The organism is Emticicia sp. W12TSBA100-4, assembly GCF_040253585.1.
Taxonomy (GTDB): domain Bacteria; phylum Bacteroidota; class Bacteroidia; order Cytophagales; family Spirosomataceae; genus Emticicia.
In genome coordinates this window covers 104,112-122,846 of the sequence record NZ_JBELAU010000006.1, presented here as the reverse complement: position 1 = coordinate 122,846, position 18,735 = coordinate 104,112, and the positions used below count along the sequence as shown (strand labels likewise).

General features: G+C 34.7%; 17 protein-coding genes and 2 tRNA genes. 4 read left to right on the top strand and 15 right to left on the bottom strand.

Annotated elements, in window-relative coordinates; all coding sequences use genetic code 11:
* Window positions 1-29: 29 nt before the first annotated feature.
* The 14 genes from csm2 to ABR854_RS09680 all read right to left on the bottom strand — a co-directional run bounded on the left by csm2 (window position 30) and on the right by ABR854_RS09680 (window position 13,202).
* Entirely contained in the window at window positions 30-425 is a 396-nt protein-coding gene (csm2, locus tag ABR854_RS09745; RefSeq protein WP_350265213.1) for a type III-A CRISPR-associated protein Csm2, read from the bottom strand.
* 23 nt (window positions 426-448) lie between these two features.
* The gene (gene cas10, locus ABR854_RS09740) at window positions 449-3,028 is read right to left on the bottom strand and encodes a type III-A CRISPR-associated protein Cas10/Csm1 (RefSeq protein WP_350265212.1); all 2,580 of its coding nucleotides are present in this window, start codon (window positions 3,026-3,028) and stop codon (window positions 449-451) included.
* 2 nt (window positions 3,029-3,030) lie between these two features.
* Window positions 3,031-3,711, bottom strand: coding sequence for a CRISPR-associated endonuclease Cas6 (locus ABR854_RS09735; RefSeq protein WP_350265211.1), 681 nt, complete (start codon window positions 3,709-3,711; stop codon window positions 3,031-3,033).
* 183 nt (window positions 3,712-3,894) lie between these two features.
* Window positions 3,895-4,767, bottom strand: a complete 873-nt coding sequence (locus tag ABR854_RS09730) for a relaxase/mobilization nuclease domain-containing protein (RefSeq protein ID WP_350265210.1) — start codon at window positions 4,765-4,767, stop codon at window positions 3,895-3,897.
* On the bottom strand, window positions 4,764-5,402 hold the full coding sequence (locus ABR854_RS09725; protein ID WP_350265209.1) for a hypothetical protein: 639 nt from the start codon (window positions 5,400-5,402) through the stop codon (window positions 4,764-4,766). The genes ABR854_RS09730 and ABR854_RS09725 overlap by 4 nt, the downstream gene beginning before the upstream one ends.
* Before the next feature lie 211 nt (window positions 5,403-5,613).
* Window positions 5,614-6,144, bottom strand: a complete 531-nt coding sequence (locus ABR854_RS09720; RefSeq protein WP_350265208.1) for a hypothetical protein — start codon at window positions 6,142-6,144, stop codon at window positions 5,614-5,616.
* On the bottom strand, window positions 6,137-6,835 hold the full coding sequence (locus tag ABR854_RS09715; RefSeq protein ID WP_350265207.1) for a P-loop NTPase family protein: 699 nt from the start codon (window positions 6,833-6,835) through the stop codon (window positions 6,137-6,139). The genes ABR854_RS09720 and ABR854_RS09715 overlap by 8 nt, the downstream gene beginning before the upstream one ends.
* Window positions 6,835-7,200, bottom strand: a complete 366-nt coding sequence (locus ABR854_RS09710; protein WP_350265206.1) for a hypothetical protein — start codon at window positions 7,198-7,200, stop codon at window positions 6,835-6,837. Before ABR854_RS09710 ends, ABR854_RS09715 begins: the two co-directional genes overlap by 1 nt.
* Before the next feature lie 259 nt (window positions 7,201-7,459).
* Entirely contained in the window at window positions 7,460-10,126 is a 2,667-nt protein-coding gene (locus ABR854_RS09705; protein ID WP_350265205.1) for a BT4734/BF3469 family protein, read from the bottom strand.
* Window positions 10,127-10,245: 119 nt separating this feature from the next.
* Window positions 10,246-10,536, bottom strand: a complete 291-nt coding sequence (locus tag ABR854_RS09700; RefSeq protein ID WP_350265204.1) for a hypothetical protein — start codon at window positions 10,534-10,536, stop codon at window positions 10,246-10,248.
* Between the two features lie 73 nt (window positions 10,537-10,609).
* Window positions 10,610-11,545 (bottom strand): hypothetical protein, encoded by a 936-nt coding sequence (locus ABR854_RS09695; protein ID WP_350265203.1) that lies wholly within the window; start codon window positions 11,543-11,545, stop codon window positions 10,610-10,612.
* Window positions 11,542-12,765, bottom strand: a complete 1,224-nt coding sequence (locus tag ABR854_RS09690; RefSeq protein WP_350265202.1) for a site-specific integrase — start codon at window positions 12,763-12,765, stop codon at window positions 11,542-11,544. Before ABR854_RS09690 ends, ABR854_RS09695 begins: the two co-directional genes overlap by 4 nt.
* Window positions 12,766-12,910: 145 nt before the next feature.
* A tRNA-Asp gene (locus ABR854_RS09685) sits at window positions 12,911-12,984 on the bottom strand.
* Window positions 12,985-13,128: 144 nt separating this feature from the next.
* Window positions 13,129-13,202, bottom strand: a tRNA-Asp gene (locus tag ABR854_RS09680).
* 99 nt (window positions 13,203-13,301) lie between these two features.
* Here ABR854_RS09680 and ABR854_RS09675 point away from each other — a divergent pair.
* On the top strand, window positions 13,302-13,823 hold the full coding sequence (locus ABR854_RS09675; protein ID WP_350265201.1) for a DinB family protein: 522 nt from the start codon (window positions 13,302-13,304) through the stop codon (window positions 13,821-13,823).
* Between the two features lie 98 nt (window positions 13,824-13,921).
* On the opposite strand, the gene ABR854_RS09670 is transcribed toward ABR854_RS09675, so the two are convergent.
* Window positions 13,922-14,815, bottom strand: a complete 894-nt coding sequence (locus ABR854_RS09670) for a 3-keto-disaccharide hydrolase (protein WP_350265200.1) — start codon at window positions 14,813-14,815, stop codon at window positions 13,922-13,924.
* A 250-nt stretch (window positions 14,816-15,065) separates the two neighbouring features.
* Here ABR854_RS09670 and ABR854_RS09665 point away from each other — a divergent pair, with 250 nt between their 5' ends.
* From ABR854_RS09665 to ABR854_RS09655, 3 genes are all read left to right on the top strand, one after another.
* Window positions 15,066-16,163 carry a Nif3-like dinuclear metal center hexameric protein gene (locus tag ABR854_RS09665; protein WP_350265199.1) on the top strand — a complete coding sequence of 366 codons (1,098 nt, stop codon included), beginning with the start codon at window positions 15,066-15,068 and terminating at the stop codon, window positions 16,161-16,163.
* Window positions 16,164-16,305: 142 nt separating this feature from the next.
* Window positions 16,306-17,046 carry a zinc ribbon domain-containing protein gene (locus ABR854_RS09660; protein ID WP_350265198.1) on the top strand — a complete coding sequence of 247 codons (741 nt, stop codon included), beginning with the start codon at window positions 16,306-16,308 and terminating at the stop codon, window positions 17,044-17,046.
* Between the two features lie 147 nt (window positions 17,047-17,193).
* Window positions 17,194-18,702, top strand: a complete 1,509-nt coding sequence (locus ABR854_RS09655; protein WP_350265197.1) for a tetratricopeptide repeat protein — start codon at window positions 17,194-17,196, stop codon at window positions 18,700-18,702.
* Window positions 18,703-18,735 lie beyond the last annotated feature (33 nt).

Below are 18,735 nucleotides of genomic sequence, written 5' to 3'. Positions count from 1 at the left end.
TGATAAATAATGTTAAAATTTGAAATAAATTAATCCCTTCCACCAGCCGCCTTATGATATGCTAAGACCGCTTCAACAAAGTCACAGAAGTTCTCAAAACGTGTATTATCTCCATCTTTTCCAGAGGCAACGGCTTGATGAGCTTCTTTTAGAACTTTCTCAAATTCGCTTGCACCAGTTGCTCTTTTATCCTTATCAGTCGCTCGTTTCGAAGCGTAAGCCATTTTGGGTCTTAATAAAAGAAAATCTGTCTTATGGTCTTTGAAACCACTCATTTGGATTCGCTTAATCTCACCAAAAACATTCCTAATTTGAGAAGTAGTGAAGCCATTGTCAACTAAATATCTTCCAAATTTTTCTGTAAAAGTGATACAGTCCTCAGTAATATTGGCTGTAATCCATTCTTTTTTAAACTCATGTATCATAAATTTTTTTATTGTTTAAAAGTTTAACTTCTCATTTCTAATTCAGCCCAACGGGCGGCAAAATTTAATATATCAAGGTATTGATATTGACTACCTTCTATTTTTTTATTAGTAAATATTGCTATTTTTACTGATTCCAAAAATGCTTTGCCTTCGCTTGATTTTACTGATAAAACTGCTCTACCAATATCATAAGCTGATAACCATCGCCAACTTGGATTTAATCCTTTGCTCTCTTGCTCAGTCTTCATGGCATGGAGTGTTGAGATTTTGCCTAAAAATCCTTTTGAGATGCCATTTTCTTGCCCTATCAACGATACTAATTGGCACTTTAAACTCTCTACCATTTCAAACTCTTTGCCCCAAGCAAAAGGCATTCCTAAAAAGCTAATAGCGTTTTTGTCTCTATTTTCAAACGAATGATTTTTAGCTCGTTTTTCTTCTTCATCAGATTGGGTAGCAGCTTTTGCAATTGGATAACGACCACCAACAATTGCCATTCCTCCAGAAATCCCCATCATTGGATTTTCGCAAGTCCACGCTAAAAAGTCATTTTGAATTTGCTGAGAAAAAGCTAAAGCAATATCCCATTTGCCAACGATAAACAAGTCGTCACCACCTGCATAAAGTATAAAAGTGTTACTCTTAAAATCTTCATTTTCTTTCCAAATTGTATTTATATAACCTTTGAAAAAGAAGTCTAAGGAACGACTGAGCGTGCTATATTGAGAAAAAGTTCTTTTATTATCAGGGAAACCGTCTTTAAATATCAAACCAAGTCTATCTACGTCCATTCTTAAAATGCCAAGTCGCTTGAAAGATACATTTTCATCACCAGCCAAATTATCAAAATAAAGTGCTTCATCATCTTTATTGCGAGGTAGGTCATTTCCTCCATAGAATGTAAAGCCGTTTACTACACCATTTCCAGTAAGCTGAAAATCTGAAAATTGTGTATTATTTACTTTCAATATCGTAGCATTATCTACACTTCCTTTTATTTTTCGTTTTAGATTATCTAAATCTTCTTCACTTAAAAAATAATAGTATTTACCCAATTCCAGTGGTTGGAAATAAAAATGAGTTGGCTGTCCATTAAACTCGTAGCCATTTTCCCAATATGAAATCGGCGTCTTTGTAATTACTTGATATATAATATTTTCACGTAGTATTTTACCCAAACGTATTTGTTCAAAAGTCGTTTTCTTTACAAATTGCTTCTGAACTTCATCATTTTCCGGTTGAAATGGAAATAGCCCATCGCAATCTTTGAATTCTTCGCCCGTAATAGCATCTCTTTTTGTTTCGCCACCAGCTTCGGTTGGTTCAAAGAAAAAGTCAAAACCTTCCTGTATTTCTATAAATTCAGCAAAACGGTTTTGTTTTCGAGCGGAGAGCTTTTTTGTTAATTCTGACCAAAGGGTGTTAATACTTCCATTAAAAACATCACTTTTTTTGATAGCTTGCGTATCAATGGCTAAGTATAATTTAGTACCGTGTTCTTGTCTGATTTTAGCACTAATTGCTGCTATTAAATTGGGTATTTTTTCTTTAACAAAATTTGTATTTGGTGCTAAAATATAGAAACCACCACCAGAACTATACACGATATTTGTGCGATATAAGTTTAGTTCTTCCAAAATATGGCTAACTATTACTTCAACAATGAGTTGTAAATAGAAGGAACGACCTTTTAAATTTTTGGCAGCTCCTTTACCAACAATGTCGTAGATATAAGGCTGAATACCCGATAAATCTCCTCCAATAAGTAAAAAAGGTTCTTCATCAGTTTGAATCTGACATTTAATAGAATTGTTTTCTTTCAAATAATCATATAAACATAGGGCATAAGCAGCTGTACTACGAGAATGCTCATATAAAGAGACATCGGGTAAATGTTGTGTACTACTTGGAATTGTTACAGTGTATTTTTCAAGAAGGTATAAAATAGAATCCGTTAACTGTTTAATATCTTTTTTAGGAATATTTGATAATTCTTCTTTGAATTTTTTCCAAAGATTAGCATATTCTATTTGTCCATTTGTATCAAATTTACTTTTCGGAAAAAAAGCTTTGGTCAGTTCCACGTCCGAAATAGGCAATTTAAACTTATCTGTATTATTGTCAAGTAAGTTTTCAAAAATGCTCTTCATTCTTACTTCCTTAAACTTATCCCAGCCTAGAGACACTTCATAGTCATATTCTACGGCTTCATCTTCCAAACCTTTTGACTCAGTTCTATCAACACCTGATGAACAATGGTCAGCCAATTGAACAACACATTCCTCCAAACTTGTGGCATTGGGATTGTGATGAGCAGAAGCCCAGCGAACGGTTTGTTTACTTATACCGCCATCTTTACCAAAAGCATCTATATTGTTTTCAAAAATGTCCTTAAAATCATTAAAAAACTGAGCTGTCCAAATAACATGTTTGTGTGTATACCGACCGTCACGAGTTGGACATATTACTGATTCAAATTTTTTGTGGAAATAATCTATTTGTTCAGATGATTGAACGCCACTTTTATCCGCCCGCTGATAAAACTTTCCAATATCATGCAGCAAAGCTGCTAAATGTATTACATCTCTCGTTTGTGCCATCGCTATTTTTGATTTTCTCTTACAATCGTTACTGTTCCGAAACCTAAACTTACACCTTTACCCAAGCCCACAAAATCTGGTAGAAAGACATTTGTCCGAAATTCAATATCAAAGCCAGTCAAACGAGTACCTTTATACGGTACTTGCTTTGATGAAGTAATTTTATCAATCCTTAGACTTATTTGTTTGTCAATATCCCATTTTACACCTTTGGCAAAAGATATAATATTGGCTTTCAAAATATTTTCCAAGAATTCAATTTTGCCCAAGTTATCTTTAATGAGTGCATATTTCTGATAATTCTCTTGATTCAATGCAATCCAATTTCTTATTTTAAAACGAAAGGATTTCTCCCAAACCTGTAAATTAATTTGGTTCAGATTGAGTTTGCGAATAACTAAATTTACATCCCTTTCGCCAATTTTTACGGCAAGATTACCAGTATTGAAGAAATGATGTACTTCATCTGTTCCATAATCAAGGCAGACCAGCATCGGACATTTTCCTATTCGCTTGTATTGAATCACAGGATAACCATAGAGAAACTCTCGGTCATTGAGGTGATTATGAAATAGGATGTGGTCTTTTCCTGCTTTTGCAATAACAGCTCCCCGAAATAATGATAATTCCCAAGGCTCAATTTCATTGTCAAACTGGATTGTGAGGTAGCGTATTTTTTTCAACAGTGTATAATAATTATAATGGTGGTTGAGTAAATATGAGTGCAAAATAATCATTTTTAAATGCAATCAAACTTCACTTGCTATATATTTATTATTAGGTATATCGCCTAATCATTTTAGAAGTATTGAAAGTAAGAATTCTCATTAATTAGGGAAATTTCAAATATACGTATTCTACAAAATTTACATTCCCATTCCCCAATCCATTTCAAGTTTTGGTGAAGATTTTATTTCAATATCCTTTGTTTTTTCAGGAATCATAGTTTTTTCAATCACTGGCTGCTGCCCTAATCGTTTTTCAATATTCATCAAAGAATACTCTCTGCCCAAATCAGAACCTTTAAATTTTGCAGCGGTCTTAGTATCCAAAAAACTTACTCCTCGATTTTGGTAAATTTTTACCCCTTCCTTTTCTAAGGATTTCCTGAGGTCTTCCATTGTTTTATGTTTAAGTAAATTTCTATCAATTTTATCTCGAATACTTTGAGCTAATGTATTGCTCGAAATCTCTCGTTCTTTTTCGGGTAATAATGCTTTCATGTTTGGCGTAGTTTGCAAGCCTAATTCCTGTTCAATTTTCCTGCAAAATGTACCAGTTTTTAGATAACTATACCCATCATTAGCGGTAGTTTTTCCATTAAAATTGATACGATTGGCTACAATATGAAAATGAGCATGATTGGTGTCGTTGTGCTGAAATACAACGAGTTGGTTTTCAGAAAACCCAAAATCTTTCGCAAAAGTGGTGCTGATTCTCTGTATTTGCTCTTTTGTTGGTGTTTCTCCTTTCGGAAACGAAAAACTTTGATGCCAAACATAGTTCTTTAAATTTTGATTTTTATCGGCACAATCTCGAAACTGCTTTGCCAAATAATCCATATCAAATCGTCCATCAGGCATAGTGTTGATTCCTAAATTTTGGATATAGACAATTTCACCTCGAACATCGGCTGGCGTTAAACGTGCTTTCTCTGCCACAGAAAGTTTTTCTTTTTCATAATAACAATAATTCAACAATCCAGTTGGATTTGAGCCACCTGTAACTTTCCCTATCATCGTTTCAATAAGTCAGATTTGATATTTTCAATTTCTTTATGAATGTCCATTTCTTCAATCCAAAGTTTTTGAAAACGTAGTGGCTCTGCCTGACTTTGGTAATGTTTTTCAAATGATTCGAGCAACTCTTTGCTATTGTAGTGTAGCCTACTTGAAAAACTTAAAAGTTCGTTTTGTTCTTCGGTTTTTGAGTTTAATTCTAATTGCCAATAAAGCAACTGAGCATCGTCTTTTATCCTACATAACTTATCTCTCAAGTTTGGGAAGTCGAAATCTTCAAAGATTTTCAAAACAATCAAGTTGGTTATCCATTTGACGTTTTGGCTGCTCTGTTGCCAATTTTCTGCAATCATTGCTTTGTCTTTTGTTTTCAAGACCGACAAAGCCAAGAGTCCAGAAAGTTTTTCAAGTGTGCTAATTTGCTCAATTACCGATTTAGGCAATGATTTTTTCTTTGGTCGTTGAATCGGTTTTTCAATTACTTGAGTCAAAAAGAACTGACTTCCAGGAAGGTTCGATTGAGCTATCAAGGCATCAATTTGCTTTTTTTCTTCGGCACTAACCCAAACCGAATAGTGTAATCTTTTTCTTTTAGCGGTTGGTTTGGCAGGTCTGCCTTTGGTTTTCTTTTCCATGAAATGTATTTTAGAATTATGAGCCGATAGGCGAATAATGGGGTACAAAGGGGCCTCCCTTTGCAAGCTGGTGTGGAAAGGAGCATTTATGCGACTTCCACACCACAGCTTGCTTTTTCTTCCCCTTCGCTAAAAGTGGAACGAAGTGGAAACGAGTCGAAAAAAGTTGAATTGGGTCGAATTAGGTTGAATTGGTTAGGAATATGTGCTTTTACTCTTGTTTTCGACCTATTGGTATCCAAACGGTCTTTTTATCTTTTGTTATGAAAAACTCTTTTCCAACACTAACACTATCATCATTTTCCTTGTGTTCATTGAGTATCAAATATAAGTATCCTTTTTGTTCTTCTATAATCCCTTCTTTTATTAGATTTTCGTAATTACTGAAATTTGTAATCGTAGATTTTAGCTCTCGATACTCAAAAATATCACTGATTAGAAGATAGTAAAGAACTCCTATGATAAGTAACGCAATGGCATAGGGCAAACTTCTACCCGTACCATACCAAAAAGAATCACCTTCTCTATGAAAATGAATAGGTTTGAGTTGCCCTTTTATCAGGTTACTTGCCTTTTCAATTTCTATGATGGTGTTTTCAGCAACTTTGTTATTATTTTCAAAATTCTCAGAAATTTCGTAAAGTACCATTGCCGACCACTCGTCCATTTCAATGCCATATTTGGCTTGGTAAGCACCTTTCAACCTTGTCAAAAAGCCTTTGTCAATTATATTATCACTCACCTTTGAAGTTGTCGTTTAGTTCTTTCTTTAACTTGATTTTTGCACCCGTTTGATAATCACCGATACCATAGCCTTTTCTGATACCATCTAAAATTTGACTACCTAAATTTGAACTTGGCTCGAAATCGCCAAACTGACGTAATGGCAATCCTAATTTTTTGCAGTTGGTTTGTAACTCTTGAGCCAAAATTGGGAAATTACTAAATGTAGTAATACTTCGCCAAACCGAAACTTCAAACTGTTGATTGAGGGCTTTGAGTATTTTTTGTAAATACTCAACTGACGATGTATATGCTCCGCCACCGCCAACAACAATATGAAAATGGGCTTGAAAATCTAATTCGTCTAAGAATTCTTTGAATGGTAAATCTCTTTCAATTAAGGCTGGCAACTGCTCCGACTCAGGAGCTCCAAAGTCGAAATAAATGTCATTGAAAGGAGTATCGACCAAACTCTCCAGATAGGCAATAAATTTATCTCTGACCAATACCTCTTTCTCATTCAAAAGAGAAAGGGTTTCGGTTCTGTCTTCACCCAAAAAAGTTAATTGACGAGTAGATGTTTGTGTTGAACTATCCACATCAACAAACAAACTTGGTTCGTCTTGTTGTTTGGTTAATCCAAAAAGGTAAGTCAAAAGGCTTTTGCCAACGCCACCTTTTGCTTGTACAATAAAATGCAATTGTTTCATTATTTTGAAAATTTAGATTTGATTACTTGATTAAGATTTACTTCGTCTGGATTTGTCCAGTTGATTTCTTTTGAGTGACCGTCGCTACGGCTTGTTTCATTCTTTTTGTCAGGAATAGGATGTCGTTTGGGAATTTCTGGCAATCGAGCTTTGACTTGTATTTTTGTATCCTTGAAGTAATGACGACAATATTTTATGTCGTCTTGTGTTATTAAGCCTTCAACACCCAATTCTTTGTTAATCATCTGAGCGATAAAATGAAGTGAAGCATTGATTTGAATGGTATCACTAAATAAATCATAGAGTACCCTTTTACGCCTTCGGTCTTGTTGGCGATAGAGTTCGATTAGTAGGTCTTTGGTCATTTATTTTTACGTTTTAAAATATTTTTTACCCTCTTGTGGCGTGCCACGCCACTTTTTTATGCCACATTAGTTATAAGACTCTTATAGCCAAGTCTTTACGAGTAAACTCTGCGTGGCATCTTTGTGGCAGGTCTGCCACGATGCCACAAATGCCACGTATTTGCCACGGAAATGCCACAAGAATTATTTATATAAGTAATTAATAATTATTGGTTTATGTTAGTATTTATTCAAGTGTGGCAACGTGGCATAAAAAAAGCTATTTTTTTGAATCAGTTCGATAAAATGTAAAATCAAGACCAAAAGTGTTTTGTAAAAACAGATAATTAATTTTGAAAGAATTACGAATAAAATCAGTTTTGTTTCTCTCTATTTCATTCGTAAATCGTAGTTTTCTAAAGAAATTGTTTCTCACTTCTTCACTCTGAGAATCCAAACCAAGTATCGCTAAAATTTCATCTTGAAGCGTTTGAATACTTGGAGGTTGCAATTCAAAGCGGTTTTGTTTTTTAAATTCTCCAACAAATTTTTGATAAAGCCTTTGTAGGTTAATAATAATGTCCTGATTCTCAAGTCTGTAATGTACTGATTCATAGATTTGTCCCTTATCGAAAAGCTCTTGAATACAATCAAAAAACTCTCGTAAAGCTGATTTTTCTTGAACCAAACGCTCCGAAATCAGAATGGAAGTTTCACTTCGATTAATAAACTCAGTTAATAAATCTTGCTCGTTTGTGGCTTCACATAAAGCTATTTTTCCGTGAATCGAAAGAATGTATGGAACAGTCAAAATCTGAGCGATATTATAGAAATAGCGAGGATTACCAATTTGATGACTTTCAAAGTGCTTTTCTAACGCATTTTTCAAGAGATGATAATTCTTTCTAAATTCCTTTTTTATTAAATCTCGGTACTGCCAAATCTCACAAACAATCGAGGTTATGCCTTTTTCCTGCATGACTAAAAGCTCTCGAAATGCTTTTTTCTGTTCCTCTGTTCTGTTACGATTATTATTGACTAACATCACTAAACGGCTAAAAAATGGCTCATCATTTGGCAAATCAGGCAAAAAATTTGAAGCAAATCCAATCGTACATTTTGGCACTAAATCGGTCGTGTCTAAATAGCCTTTCGATGACATATTCATTTTAGAATAGGCTTTGTTGTCGTAACTGGCTTGAAATAGGGGAGTTAAAGGATGATTTGGCTTGTATTCATCACCGAACTGATACCCATTGTGTCGTTGTTCGATTTTAGCCACAAAAGCAGGCTCGGTGTTTCTGCCTTTTAAATTGACTCCCATTGCTTTTCCATCTGTACCGAAAATATAATTTAGGTGGAGAAATAAAGTGCTTTTGGCTGTACCAGCGATACCATAAATGTAAAGCATCGGTGAAAAACCATTTTCTTTGATTCCAATATCTCGGAAAAGTGAGAAAAGCATGAAAGAGGTGGAAAGAAAGGTCATTTCTTCCCTCTGTGCCTTACTGAAAAGTAAATACCATTCATCAAAAGTTACATGATTGTCAACGTAGGTAAATGGCGATACCTGACCTCGATTGACTTGAGGAACTGATAGATAAATATCTTGATATTTTAGAATACCAAAGGAATCGGGATGTAAGATTTCTCCAGTTTTTGTAATGGCACAATTAGCAAAAAAGTAAAGCTCCGTTGCTGGATGCAAGCCATAACGAAGTACTTTGATAGCATTGGGAAACTTGGTGCAAGTGAACAAAAATGTTCGTAGTTTCTGCAATTGTTGATAATTGATACTCATACTTAGGCGTTTTGCTCCAAGTATTTTTTCAAGGCTTTTTGGCTCAAATAAATCATCATGCGTAACTTCAATATAAATGGGGTTTCCGTCAGGCACTCGCAATTCTAACACCCAAGTATATTGCTCATTTTCGTCGGTTGTTTGATACTTGATATAAAGCAAAAAGCCTTCGGCAACTACTATTCTTGATTGACCTGCTCTTATCAAAATTTGATAATCTTGTAAATCATACGTTACAATGCCATTTGTGTAGGTTTCTTCATTTTTGATTACCTGAGTTTCTGGTTGAGCATTTTGGTTTTTAGTGATGGTAACACCACATTCTTTCGCACGTTTGAAGAAATAAGCAGGGCTGGTAAAACGTCCTGTGGTCAGTAAATTATCAAATTTTTTATTTGTGTCTTCGCTATTATATTGAGCATTCATTTGACTTGTCAAATGAAATAATTCTCTACCATCTTCGCCAAATGTAGCAAGTGCAAAACCAATATTTACCCATGCATTATAATTATCCGTAATGTCTATACGTTCATCGGTAATTCGTTCAACTACTCGTTTGGCTCTTGTCAGTTCCGATTGCCAATTTTCAAATAGGGGAGCTTGCTTTACTTTTTTTACTTCAAAAACTTTGGCATTTGAGTTAAAATAAGCTGTGGTATCATAACTTACAAAACACGCTCGGCAAACATCTTTGCCTGATTTATCAGCTTCAATAGTATATTTTTGCTTGAAATACTCAAATAATTGTTGCCAAGCGGCAGCGTTATCTGTAATGTTAATTCTAACGATAATTTTTAAACCATTTCCCGAAGGGCTGACGAAGCCTAAAACAACAAATTCATTAGCGTAGATTTTCTTTTTGACTTCTTCAACATTTTCGATATTGTCAAAATCTAAGCATATCAGCCCACTATGAGAAATTAACCCCGCTGCTTTCCGAGTAGAAAAAGTACCAGAAAAGATAAAATAGTCTAATTTGCTTTTTTGTTGAGATTGTAGTCGTTTATCTGTCGTAGTCCTAATCGAAAGAATTTGCTCTTTGTAGGTATCAGAATTGATTAATGCAAAAGCATTTTCAATTCCAATGTCGGAATCGGGAGTGTGGCTTTTTATACCACCTTTGCAAAATGAAAAATGTTGATTCATATAACCTTTTTTTACTTTTGAACATGGGAATTCTAAAGAAACTGGTTATATTCGCACCAGATTCTTTCTTGTAGCTCAAGAAATTATTTTAACGCAAGTTTGCCCGAACTTGCGTTTTTTTATTTTATGCTTGGGTCGGAAAAGAATTTTGATATTTCGCTCGTCGGAACATATATTTTCCTTGATTTCTTCAAGGTTTTTATCTGGTTGGTAGCTACTAAATGGTCAAATTTTGTTCTTCGTATTCTAACAGCTTCCATAAATTCTATCGCTGTGATGTAGGGCGATTGTGGTATTTCTCTTGTTTGAAGACTTTCTAATTTTTCAAGAATTTTTCCTTGAGTCTCTTTGATTTGTTTTAATTCCTGTTCGGGAATCATTATGATTTGAGGAATTGTTGTGGAGTTCATTTCTGTTAATTTTTATAAGTTTTTACAAATATAGAAAATGCTTTCCAGTTGGAAAACATTTTTGGTAAAAAAATTATTTAAAGCAGTCTAATACTATTGATAAATCTTTTTGAACTCTATCGTGTACTTCGCTAAGTATAAAATCAAATGTACTTTCTATTTCATTTTTAGAATAATCTTCAAAGCCAAACTTCAATGTTTGTAAATAAATATATTCTTTTAGTTTTTCAGAATGATTATCAACGCACCAAATTGGTAATGTCATACCTTTAGAATCACTAATTTTGAAATCAAATACCAAATAACGTTCACATAATATATTGATAACATTTAATAACTTAACATATCTATATATAGAATCAATGTCTGCATTTTCTAAAGCTTGATGGCTTCTATCTAAAGTTGATAGCGTTTGAGATAATTTAGTTGAAAGTATAGTGAACTTTTCTTTTGTGTTAAGAAGTGGAAAAAATGGAAGTATAGAATTAATTTTGTTTTGCAGTAGTTCTTTAATAACTAAATCAAAATAGTCAAACATAAACTTTAAGCTATTTTGATAGCCTTCTGAAACCCTTGACAAGGTGAAATTTTCTTCATCTATTTCAAATAACATTTGAAATAGATATTTAAGGTGTTGCTTTTCGATAAATAGCAACTCAAGTAAATTATATTTTCTTTGAGTAAAATCTACTTCTATATCATTATTAATTATTGCATACACATCATCTGTAAATACGCTTTCTTTAATTCCATAAATGTTATAGCCCTTTAAACCACTATCTTCAAATCCTCTGATGAAAGAATATACATAACTATCATTTGCCACAAATTGAAAATACCTGCTTTTACATTTATTAACTTTTCTTCTGTAAATAAATTCAATATAAAGGTGATAATAGGTATCATTAGAACCATGTAGAGTATAAACAATAGGAGATATATCTCTACGAAGGTAAAACTTAATAGATAACTTCTTAGGTTTTTTATTTAAGATATTAAGATTTATCATAGTCCTAAATCTTTGAAATTTACGTGTTTAACACCTTCTTCAACATCATTAATATTTATCTTGAAATATTCTTCCGTCGTTTCGCTTTTAACATGGCCCATCATCTTCGAAACTACTTCACGAGCTGTTCCGTAACGAATCCATAATTGAGCATTCGTGTGTCTTGCCACTTTGTTGGAAATGTTCTTTTTGATATTGGCTTTAACCCCTAACTCTTTTAGGTTTCTATTGTAGGGTTGGTCTTCAATGATATACTTTGCATCAAATACTAATTCATCATCCTTATCAATAGAGCCATACTTCTCTATTATTCTTAATGAATTTGGAAATTTATAAAGCGGAATAATCGTCTTGTTATTATTTTTATCTCGTCGTGAAATCAAAAAGAAGCCAACACCCTTTTTTTCATTAAGTTGTTCTTTTTTTAGGATTTTGAGGTCATTATAATACAATCCCGTATAAATTTGGAATAAAAACAAATCTCGGTCTCGTTCTAAATGTTGCTCCTCCTGTTTGAAATTTAATTGAATTAAACGCTGAATCTCTTCGATTTCAAGGAAAGTTCTACTGGCTTCATTCACCTTAATCTTAGCATCAGTAAACAAAAACCTTGTTTGCTGATAATCTAAATAACCTTCTCGCTCTGCCTGATTGACAATCTTTTTAAATTTATCGAAATAAGATTTCATTGTGCTGCCAGCCAAATTAAGTTTTACTTCCAAATGTGTCCTAAAATTGACCACCAATTCGGGAGATAAGTCATTGAATTGGACTTGTTTGTTGAAATCATTAAGATGCTTTAAAAATGTATTGTATTTAGTAATAGTAGCTAATTCAAATTTCTCTTTTGGATTCTTAATATACTCTGCTGCGAATTGATTAAAAGTCAGTTTAGTCGAGTTTCTGTTAAGCTGTTGTAGTATGGCATCAAATGTGATAGACTTATTCTGTAAATAATGCCTTTTAATTACGTCGTTTGCTTTATTTTTCATATCAATTATTTTTTGATTGATTTCAAAAGCAAATGGATGTGAGTTTTTGACATAGCAATCTCCCTTGTGTTTGGCATTCCAGTCTGAGGGAGAAATTTTCTGAGGTAGGGGAATAGGTACGTACTTTGAATTCCTATTTATAGTAATTCTGAGATGTAGTGAGTACATACCTGTTTTGTTTTTAGAATTAAGGCGATTAAAAACAATGGTAATTGTTGGCAGTTTCATGAAGAAAGAATGGTTTTAGCACCAAACTTCCATAAAACATTTCGTAAAACAAGTCGCACGAATCAACGAGAATCAGCACGAATCACTAAACTAAAAATCCCTCACAACCATAAGATTACAAGGGATTTTTTTACTTAATTTTCGGCGGTCTGGACGGGATTCGAACCCGCGACCCCATGCGTGACAGGCATGTATTCTAACCAACTGAACTACCAAACCGAGTGTTTTTGAGGCTTTTTTTGAATATTTCCTCACTATTTTGTCAAATTAATGACGATTTTACTTTTTCCAGTTGAAATCTTTAAAACTAAATTTTCAGACTGAAATTTCGATGAAAAAAGCACTCATTGCTGAGTGCTTTTGCGGTCTGGACGGGACTCGAACCCGCGACCCCCTGCGTGACAGGCAGGTATTCTAACCAGCTGAACTACCAAACCATTTACATTATCTAAACATTCAAATATTTCTCTGTTTGTTTAACGTGGTGCAAAGGTACAACTATTATATTTGTGTGTCAAGTCTTAAATCAAAAAAATATGAAAATTTCTCGACCTACCGCCACCGAGTACGACGTAAATTCGTACCAAAATCGTTATATTCAAGCAGTTACGGGCGACGACGCCCTCAAAACTTTATCCGAAAATATTTCAATTGTGGATAATTTTTTCAAAAATATACCCGAAGAAAAACTGCATTTCCGCTATGCCGAAGGAAAATGGACACCGCTCGAAATACTCGGACACATCGTTGACACTGAAAAAATCTTGCTTTACAGAGCGTTATCAGTAGCTCGTGGCGAAAAACAATCGTTGTTGGGTTTCGAGGAAGATGATTACGTAAAGGCAACTAATTTCGATAAAAAATCTTTGCGTAGTTTATTGTTACAATTCAAAACTCAACGCAAATCAACTGTTTTGTTTTTTAAATCATTGGGCAAGCGTGAATTGGGTCGAATGGGAAAAGCTAATCAATTGCCAACTAATGCTCGTGTATTAGCTTGGTTTATTGCGGGGCATGAGCTGCACCACTTGAATATTTTGAAAGAGCGTTACTTGTAGTTTTCTTACCGCTAAGGTACTAAGAAGCGGGTTGACGCCAGTACGAAGTTTCACTGAGTGCCTCTCTGTGTTCTTCGTGCCTTAGTGGTGAGTAAAAACTATTTCTTATTATACTTACAGGTAGAGTTGTCTGGCTCAAGATAATATGATTTGAAATTCAAAGCTTTTTTATCCATACAACCTTTCAGATTCAATAATTCAATGTTGCGGAAGTCAATCGCATGGCTTTCGGCTTGTAATGCAATGTAGCCTTCACCGAGTGGCATCCCATCTTTTTTTGCCCATTCTTCGCCATTTTTTACTTTGTCGGTCGCATAGTCATAAGGTTTACCAAGAAACCCACCGCCAATTTTAGGATTTTGAAAAGTCAAAACTGTATCGCCTTCAATCAAATGATGCACTACTTTGCTACCAATCATTATGGCTTCGGCTTTTACCCATTGGTCACCATCGTAAGTTTTTGATTTTGAATCAATACAGTGAGCTGTTTGTAATTTTCCATCAATATCTACAATCGTTCCAGGGGTGCAGAGGTTTCCTGTGTGGCGTGGGCCATTTCCGAGGCCGCCCAAAAGTTGCATTTCGAGTGAAACAGGAAAATCTTGGTCTTTGCCATTGCTGGCTGCCGATTGTGAATGCAGCATAATTCCACTATTTCGGACGTTCCACGATGCTCCGCCTGGTACTTGATTTCCTTGAAAGCGATACTCAAAACGCACTCGATAATGTGAATAAGGTGTTTTGTAATAAATATGTCCATACTTATTATCGAAGTTTTGGTATTCCTTATAATTCACTCGCATCATGCCATCTTCTACCAAAAATGTGTTTTTGTAGTTATCGTTTACTTCGTGTCCCGAAATCTTTAAATCCCAACCCGTAAGGTCTTTGCCATTGAAGAGCGAAATCCATTCTTCTTTATCGGCTTGTTTTTGAGCAAAAATGATAAGGTTTGAAAGTAAGAAAAGGAGTGTAATCAAATGTTTTTTCATGGTTGAATAGCGTTTAATGTAGAACAAGTTTCTAACTTGTTAAACTTGATAGATTTTGCTTTGAATAGATGAATAATTGCCAAAATATTTGGCGTAATTTTGTAAAACCAAACTTACTAAAAAATCAGATTGGGTTTTGGCAAAGAATAAAAATATTTGAAAGATATTTGAATAGAAAATCGTTTAAAAAACTTAGTGTAACTCTGTGAGTTTTAATCTGGGCGACTCAGTGTCCAAAAAAAGCAACAAAATGACAATAAAAGACATAACAACTTACCTCGAAGAATTTGCCCCATTGGCCTACCAAGAAAGTTACGACAACGCAGGTTTAATCGTTGGTAATACCTCGGCAGAAGTCACAGGTGTTTTGGTGACACTCGATTCGACTGAAGAAGTCATTGACGAAGCAGTTGCCAAAGGTTGTAATTTGGTGGTGGCTCATCACCCGATTATATTTAAGGGATTAAAGAAACTAACGGGCAAAAACTACATTGAACGAACCATCATCAAAGCCATCAAAAATGATGTAACAATTTATGCCACGCATACCAATTTGGATAGTGTGGTTGGTGGTGTAAATTTCAAGATTGCCGAAAAACTAAAGCTCGAAAAGGTAAAAATACTTGCTCCAAAAAGCCAAGTTTTGATGAAATTGGTTGTTTTTGTGCCTGTCAGTAACACAAAAGAAGTTTTAGATGCTCTGCATTCAGCGGGTGCGGGTGTGATTGGTAATTACAGCCATGTAAGTTTCAGAGGGGAAGGAACTGGTGCTTTCCGACCAAACGAAAAGGCAAATCCGACCATCGGAGCTGCAAACGTTGACGAAGAAGTACACGAAAATAGGGTAGAGGTTATTTTTCCAGCTTATCAAAAAAATCAAGTTTTGGCGGCTATGCACCGCACGCATATATACGAAGAAGTTGCTCACGATATAATTATGCTCGAAAACCAAAACTCAGAAGTGGGTTCGGGAATAATTGGGGAATTAAATGAACCGATGTCAGAAACCGATTTCTTGGCGTATTTGAAACAAAACATGGGCGTTTCTGTTATTCGTCATACCAAGCTCTTGGGTAAGCCAATTCGTAGAGTTGCGGTTTGTGGTGGTTCGGGTGGTTTTCTGCTCGGAGATGCCATCGGGCAGTCGGCCGACATCTTTATTACGGCCGATTACAAGTATCACGAGTTTTTTGATGCCGATAACCGTATAATTATTGCCGATATTGGACATTATGAGTCAGAACAATACACAAAAGAGTTATTGAAAGATTATATTTGTAAAAAAATCACTAACTTTGCAGTCCATTTGTCGGAAACACCAACAAATCCAATCAATTATTACTATTAAGAATAGATACTGGTTATTTGTTATTGGTTCCAGCAATGGCGGTTTGGATTAAATTTTGCTTACGAAAGTCAAGATTTGATTATTCAATTAAAACTAATAACCAATTAACCAATAACTAATAACCAAATTAGTTTTAGATATTATGGAATTAACAGTTGCACAAAAATTAGAAACACTGCTTAAACTTCAATCAATTGATTCACAATTAGATGAATTGAGAAAACTACGTGGTGATTTGCCAGACGAAGTACGTGATTTGGAAGATGAGGTTATTGGTTTTGAAACTCGTATTGGTAAATTCAAGAAAGAAATTGAAACTTTGGACGTTGAATTAAACGGCTACCGTGCAGGTAAAAAAGAAGCCGAAAAATTAATTCAGAAGTACAAAGACCAACAAATGAATGTTCGTAACAATCGTGAATATGATGCGATTGCTAAAGAATTAGAATTACAAGAGTTGGAAATTCAGTTGGCCGATAAACGCACGCGTGAAACTGAATTCAAAATCAAAAATAAAAACACTGAAATCTCGGATGTTGAGTCGGCGATGGCCAGCCGCAAAAAAGACCTTGAAGTAAAACGCAAGGAATTGGATGTGTTGGTTGCTGAAAGTCAAGAAGACGAAAAGAAATTGACTGTTAGCCGTGATAAAGCTGCTGCCAACGTTGAAGAGCGTTTAGTAAATGCTTATAACCGTATCCGTGGCAATGCCGAAAATGGTTTGGCGGTTGTAATGGTAAAGCGTGGTGCTTGCGGTGGTTGTTTCAATATCGTTCCGCCACAACGTCAGGCTGATATTAAAGACAAAAAGAAAATCATCGTGTGTGAGCATTGTGGCCGTATCTTAGCCGATGTTGATGCCGTTGAGATTGTTAGAAGATAATTTGCAGTCAACGGTTAATCGACGACAGTCATCGGCCTTTGATAATGTAGCCAAGTTTTCGTTAATTCTGAAAACTTGGCTATTTTTGTTTGAATAAAATCTTATTTAAAAACGACTTCGTATCTATTAAAACTAATCAACAAAACATTGAAGTCTCGAAACATTCACATAATTTCCAAAACCACCCGAATAATCAGTTTTTTATTGATTTACAGTTTACAGTTTAATAATAATTGTAACGCTGCCGATTTTGATTTTACGCCCAATCTTCAAAAAGCTTATTCCGAAGTTTTTAAATTACGAGTTCAGGCGGGTAGAGAGTTACTTACAAAAGAAAATCCTAAGAATCCATTCCGAATTTATGTTGAAGATTTTGCTGATATGGCTGAATTGATTAATTCGGAGAATGAAAAGCAGTATGAAAAATTATTGAGTAAGGAGGATGAACGCTTAGAGGCAATTGAAGATTTGGATGAAAAATCTCCCTATAACCGTTTTTTGCGGGCTGAAATAAAACTGCATTGGGCATTGATAAAAATAAGATTTGGGCATGAAGTTAAAGCGGGTTATAACGTAATTCAGGCATATAAGCTGCTTGAAGAAAACCAGAAATTATTTCCGAGTTTTTTACCGAGTTTAAAATCGCTTGGATGCTTGCACGTCTTGATTGGTTCTGTTCCTGACAAACAAAGATGGATTCCAAAACTTTTGGGACTTCGTGGAAATATACAACTCGGAATGAATGAACTTCGTTCGGCTGCCAAAGATAAAGTATGGGGAACTGAAGCCCGATTTTGTACCACATTTATTCAAGCGTATGTGCTGAAATATGATGCTAAACAAAATACTGAAATGTTGCAATTTGTTGATAGTCAGTCGGATAATATGAATATAAATATGGTGGCAACAGCTATTTCGCTCAAAGATAATCGAACCGAACAAGCCATTGAATTATTAAAAAAAACGCCTAAAGATGCGAATTATTTGTATTTTCCAATCTTTGAATTATACAAAGCCGAAACACAGCTTTTTAAAGGGAATTACCCGCAAGCTGTTTCATCCTATCAAACTTATCTTAGGAATTTTAAAGGACAAACTTTTCTGAAAGACACCCATTATAAATTGTTTTTGTGTCATTGGTTATTGGGTGATGAAAAAAAAACAAAATTGTATTTATCGAAGATAAACGAAGGTGGAAATACGATTGCAGAATCGGATAAAGCTGCACAAAAATTTTACGAAAATTTTCAGAAAACTAAAACTTTACCCAGTAAAGCTTTGGTAAAACTAAGGTTACTTTTTGATGGTGGCTATTTTGAAGAAGCACAACAAGAGCTTTCTACTTTATCAGAAAAGAGTTTTACTAATACAAAAGACCAAGCTGAGTTTAATTATCGAGCGGGACGTATTTTCCAGAAACTCAATCAGTTGGATAAAGCTATCAGCTATTTTGAAAGGTCAGTTGCAATAACGGGTAGCCAAGAATGGAGTTTTGCTCCAAATTCTGCTTTACAACTGGGCTATATTCAGCAACAAAAGGGGCAAAAAAATAAGGCAAAGGCTCATTTTGAACAAGCCATTGCCTATAAAAATCACGAATATAAAACTTCAATTGACAATAAAGCCCGTGCGGCACTGACCGAAATGGGGTATTGAGATTGTTGAGAAATGAGATAAAAGACAAGAGAC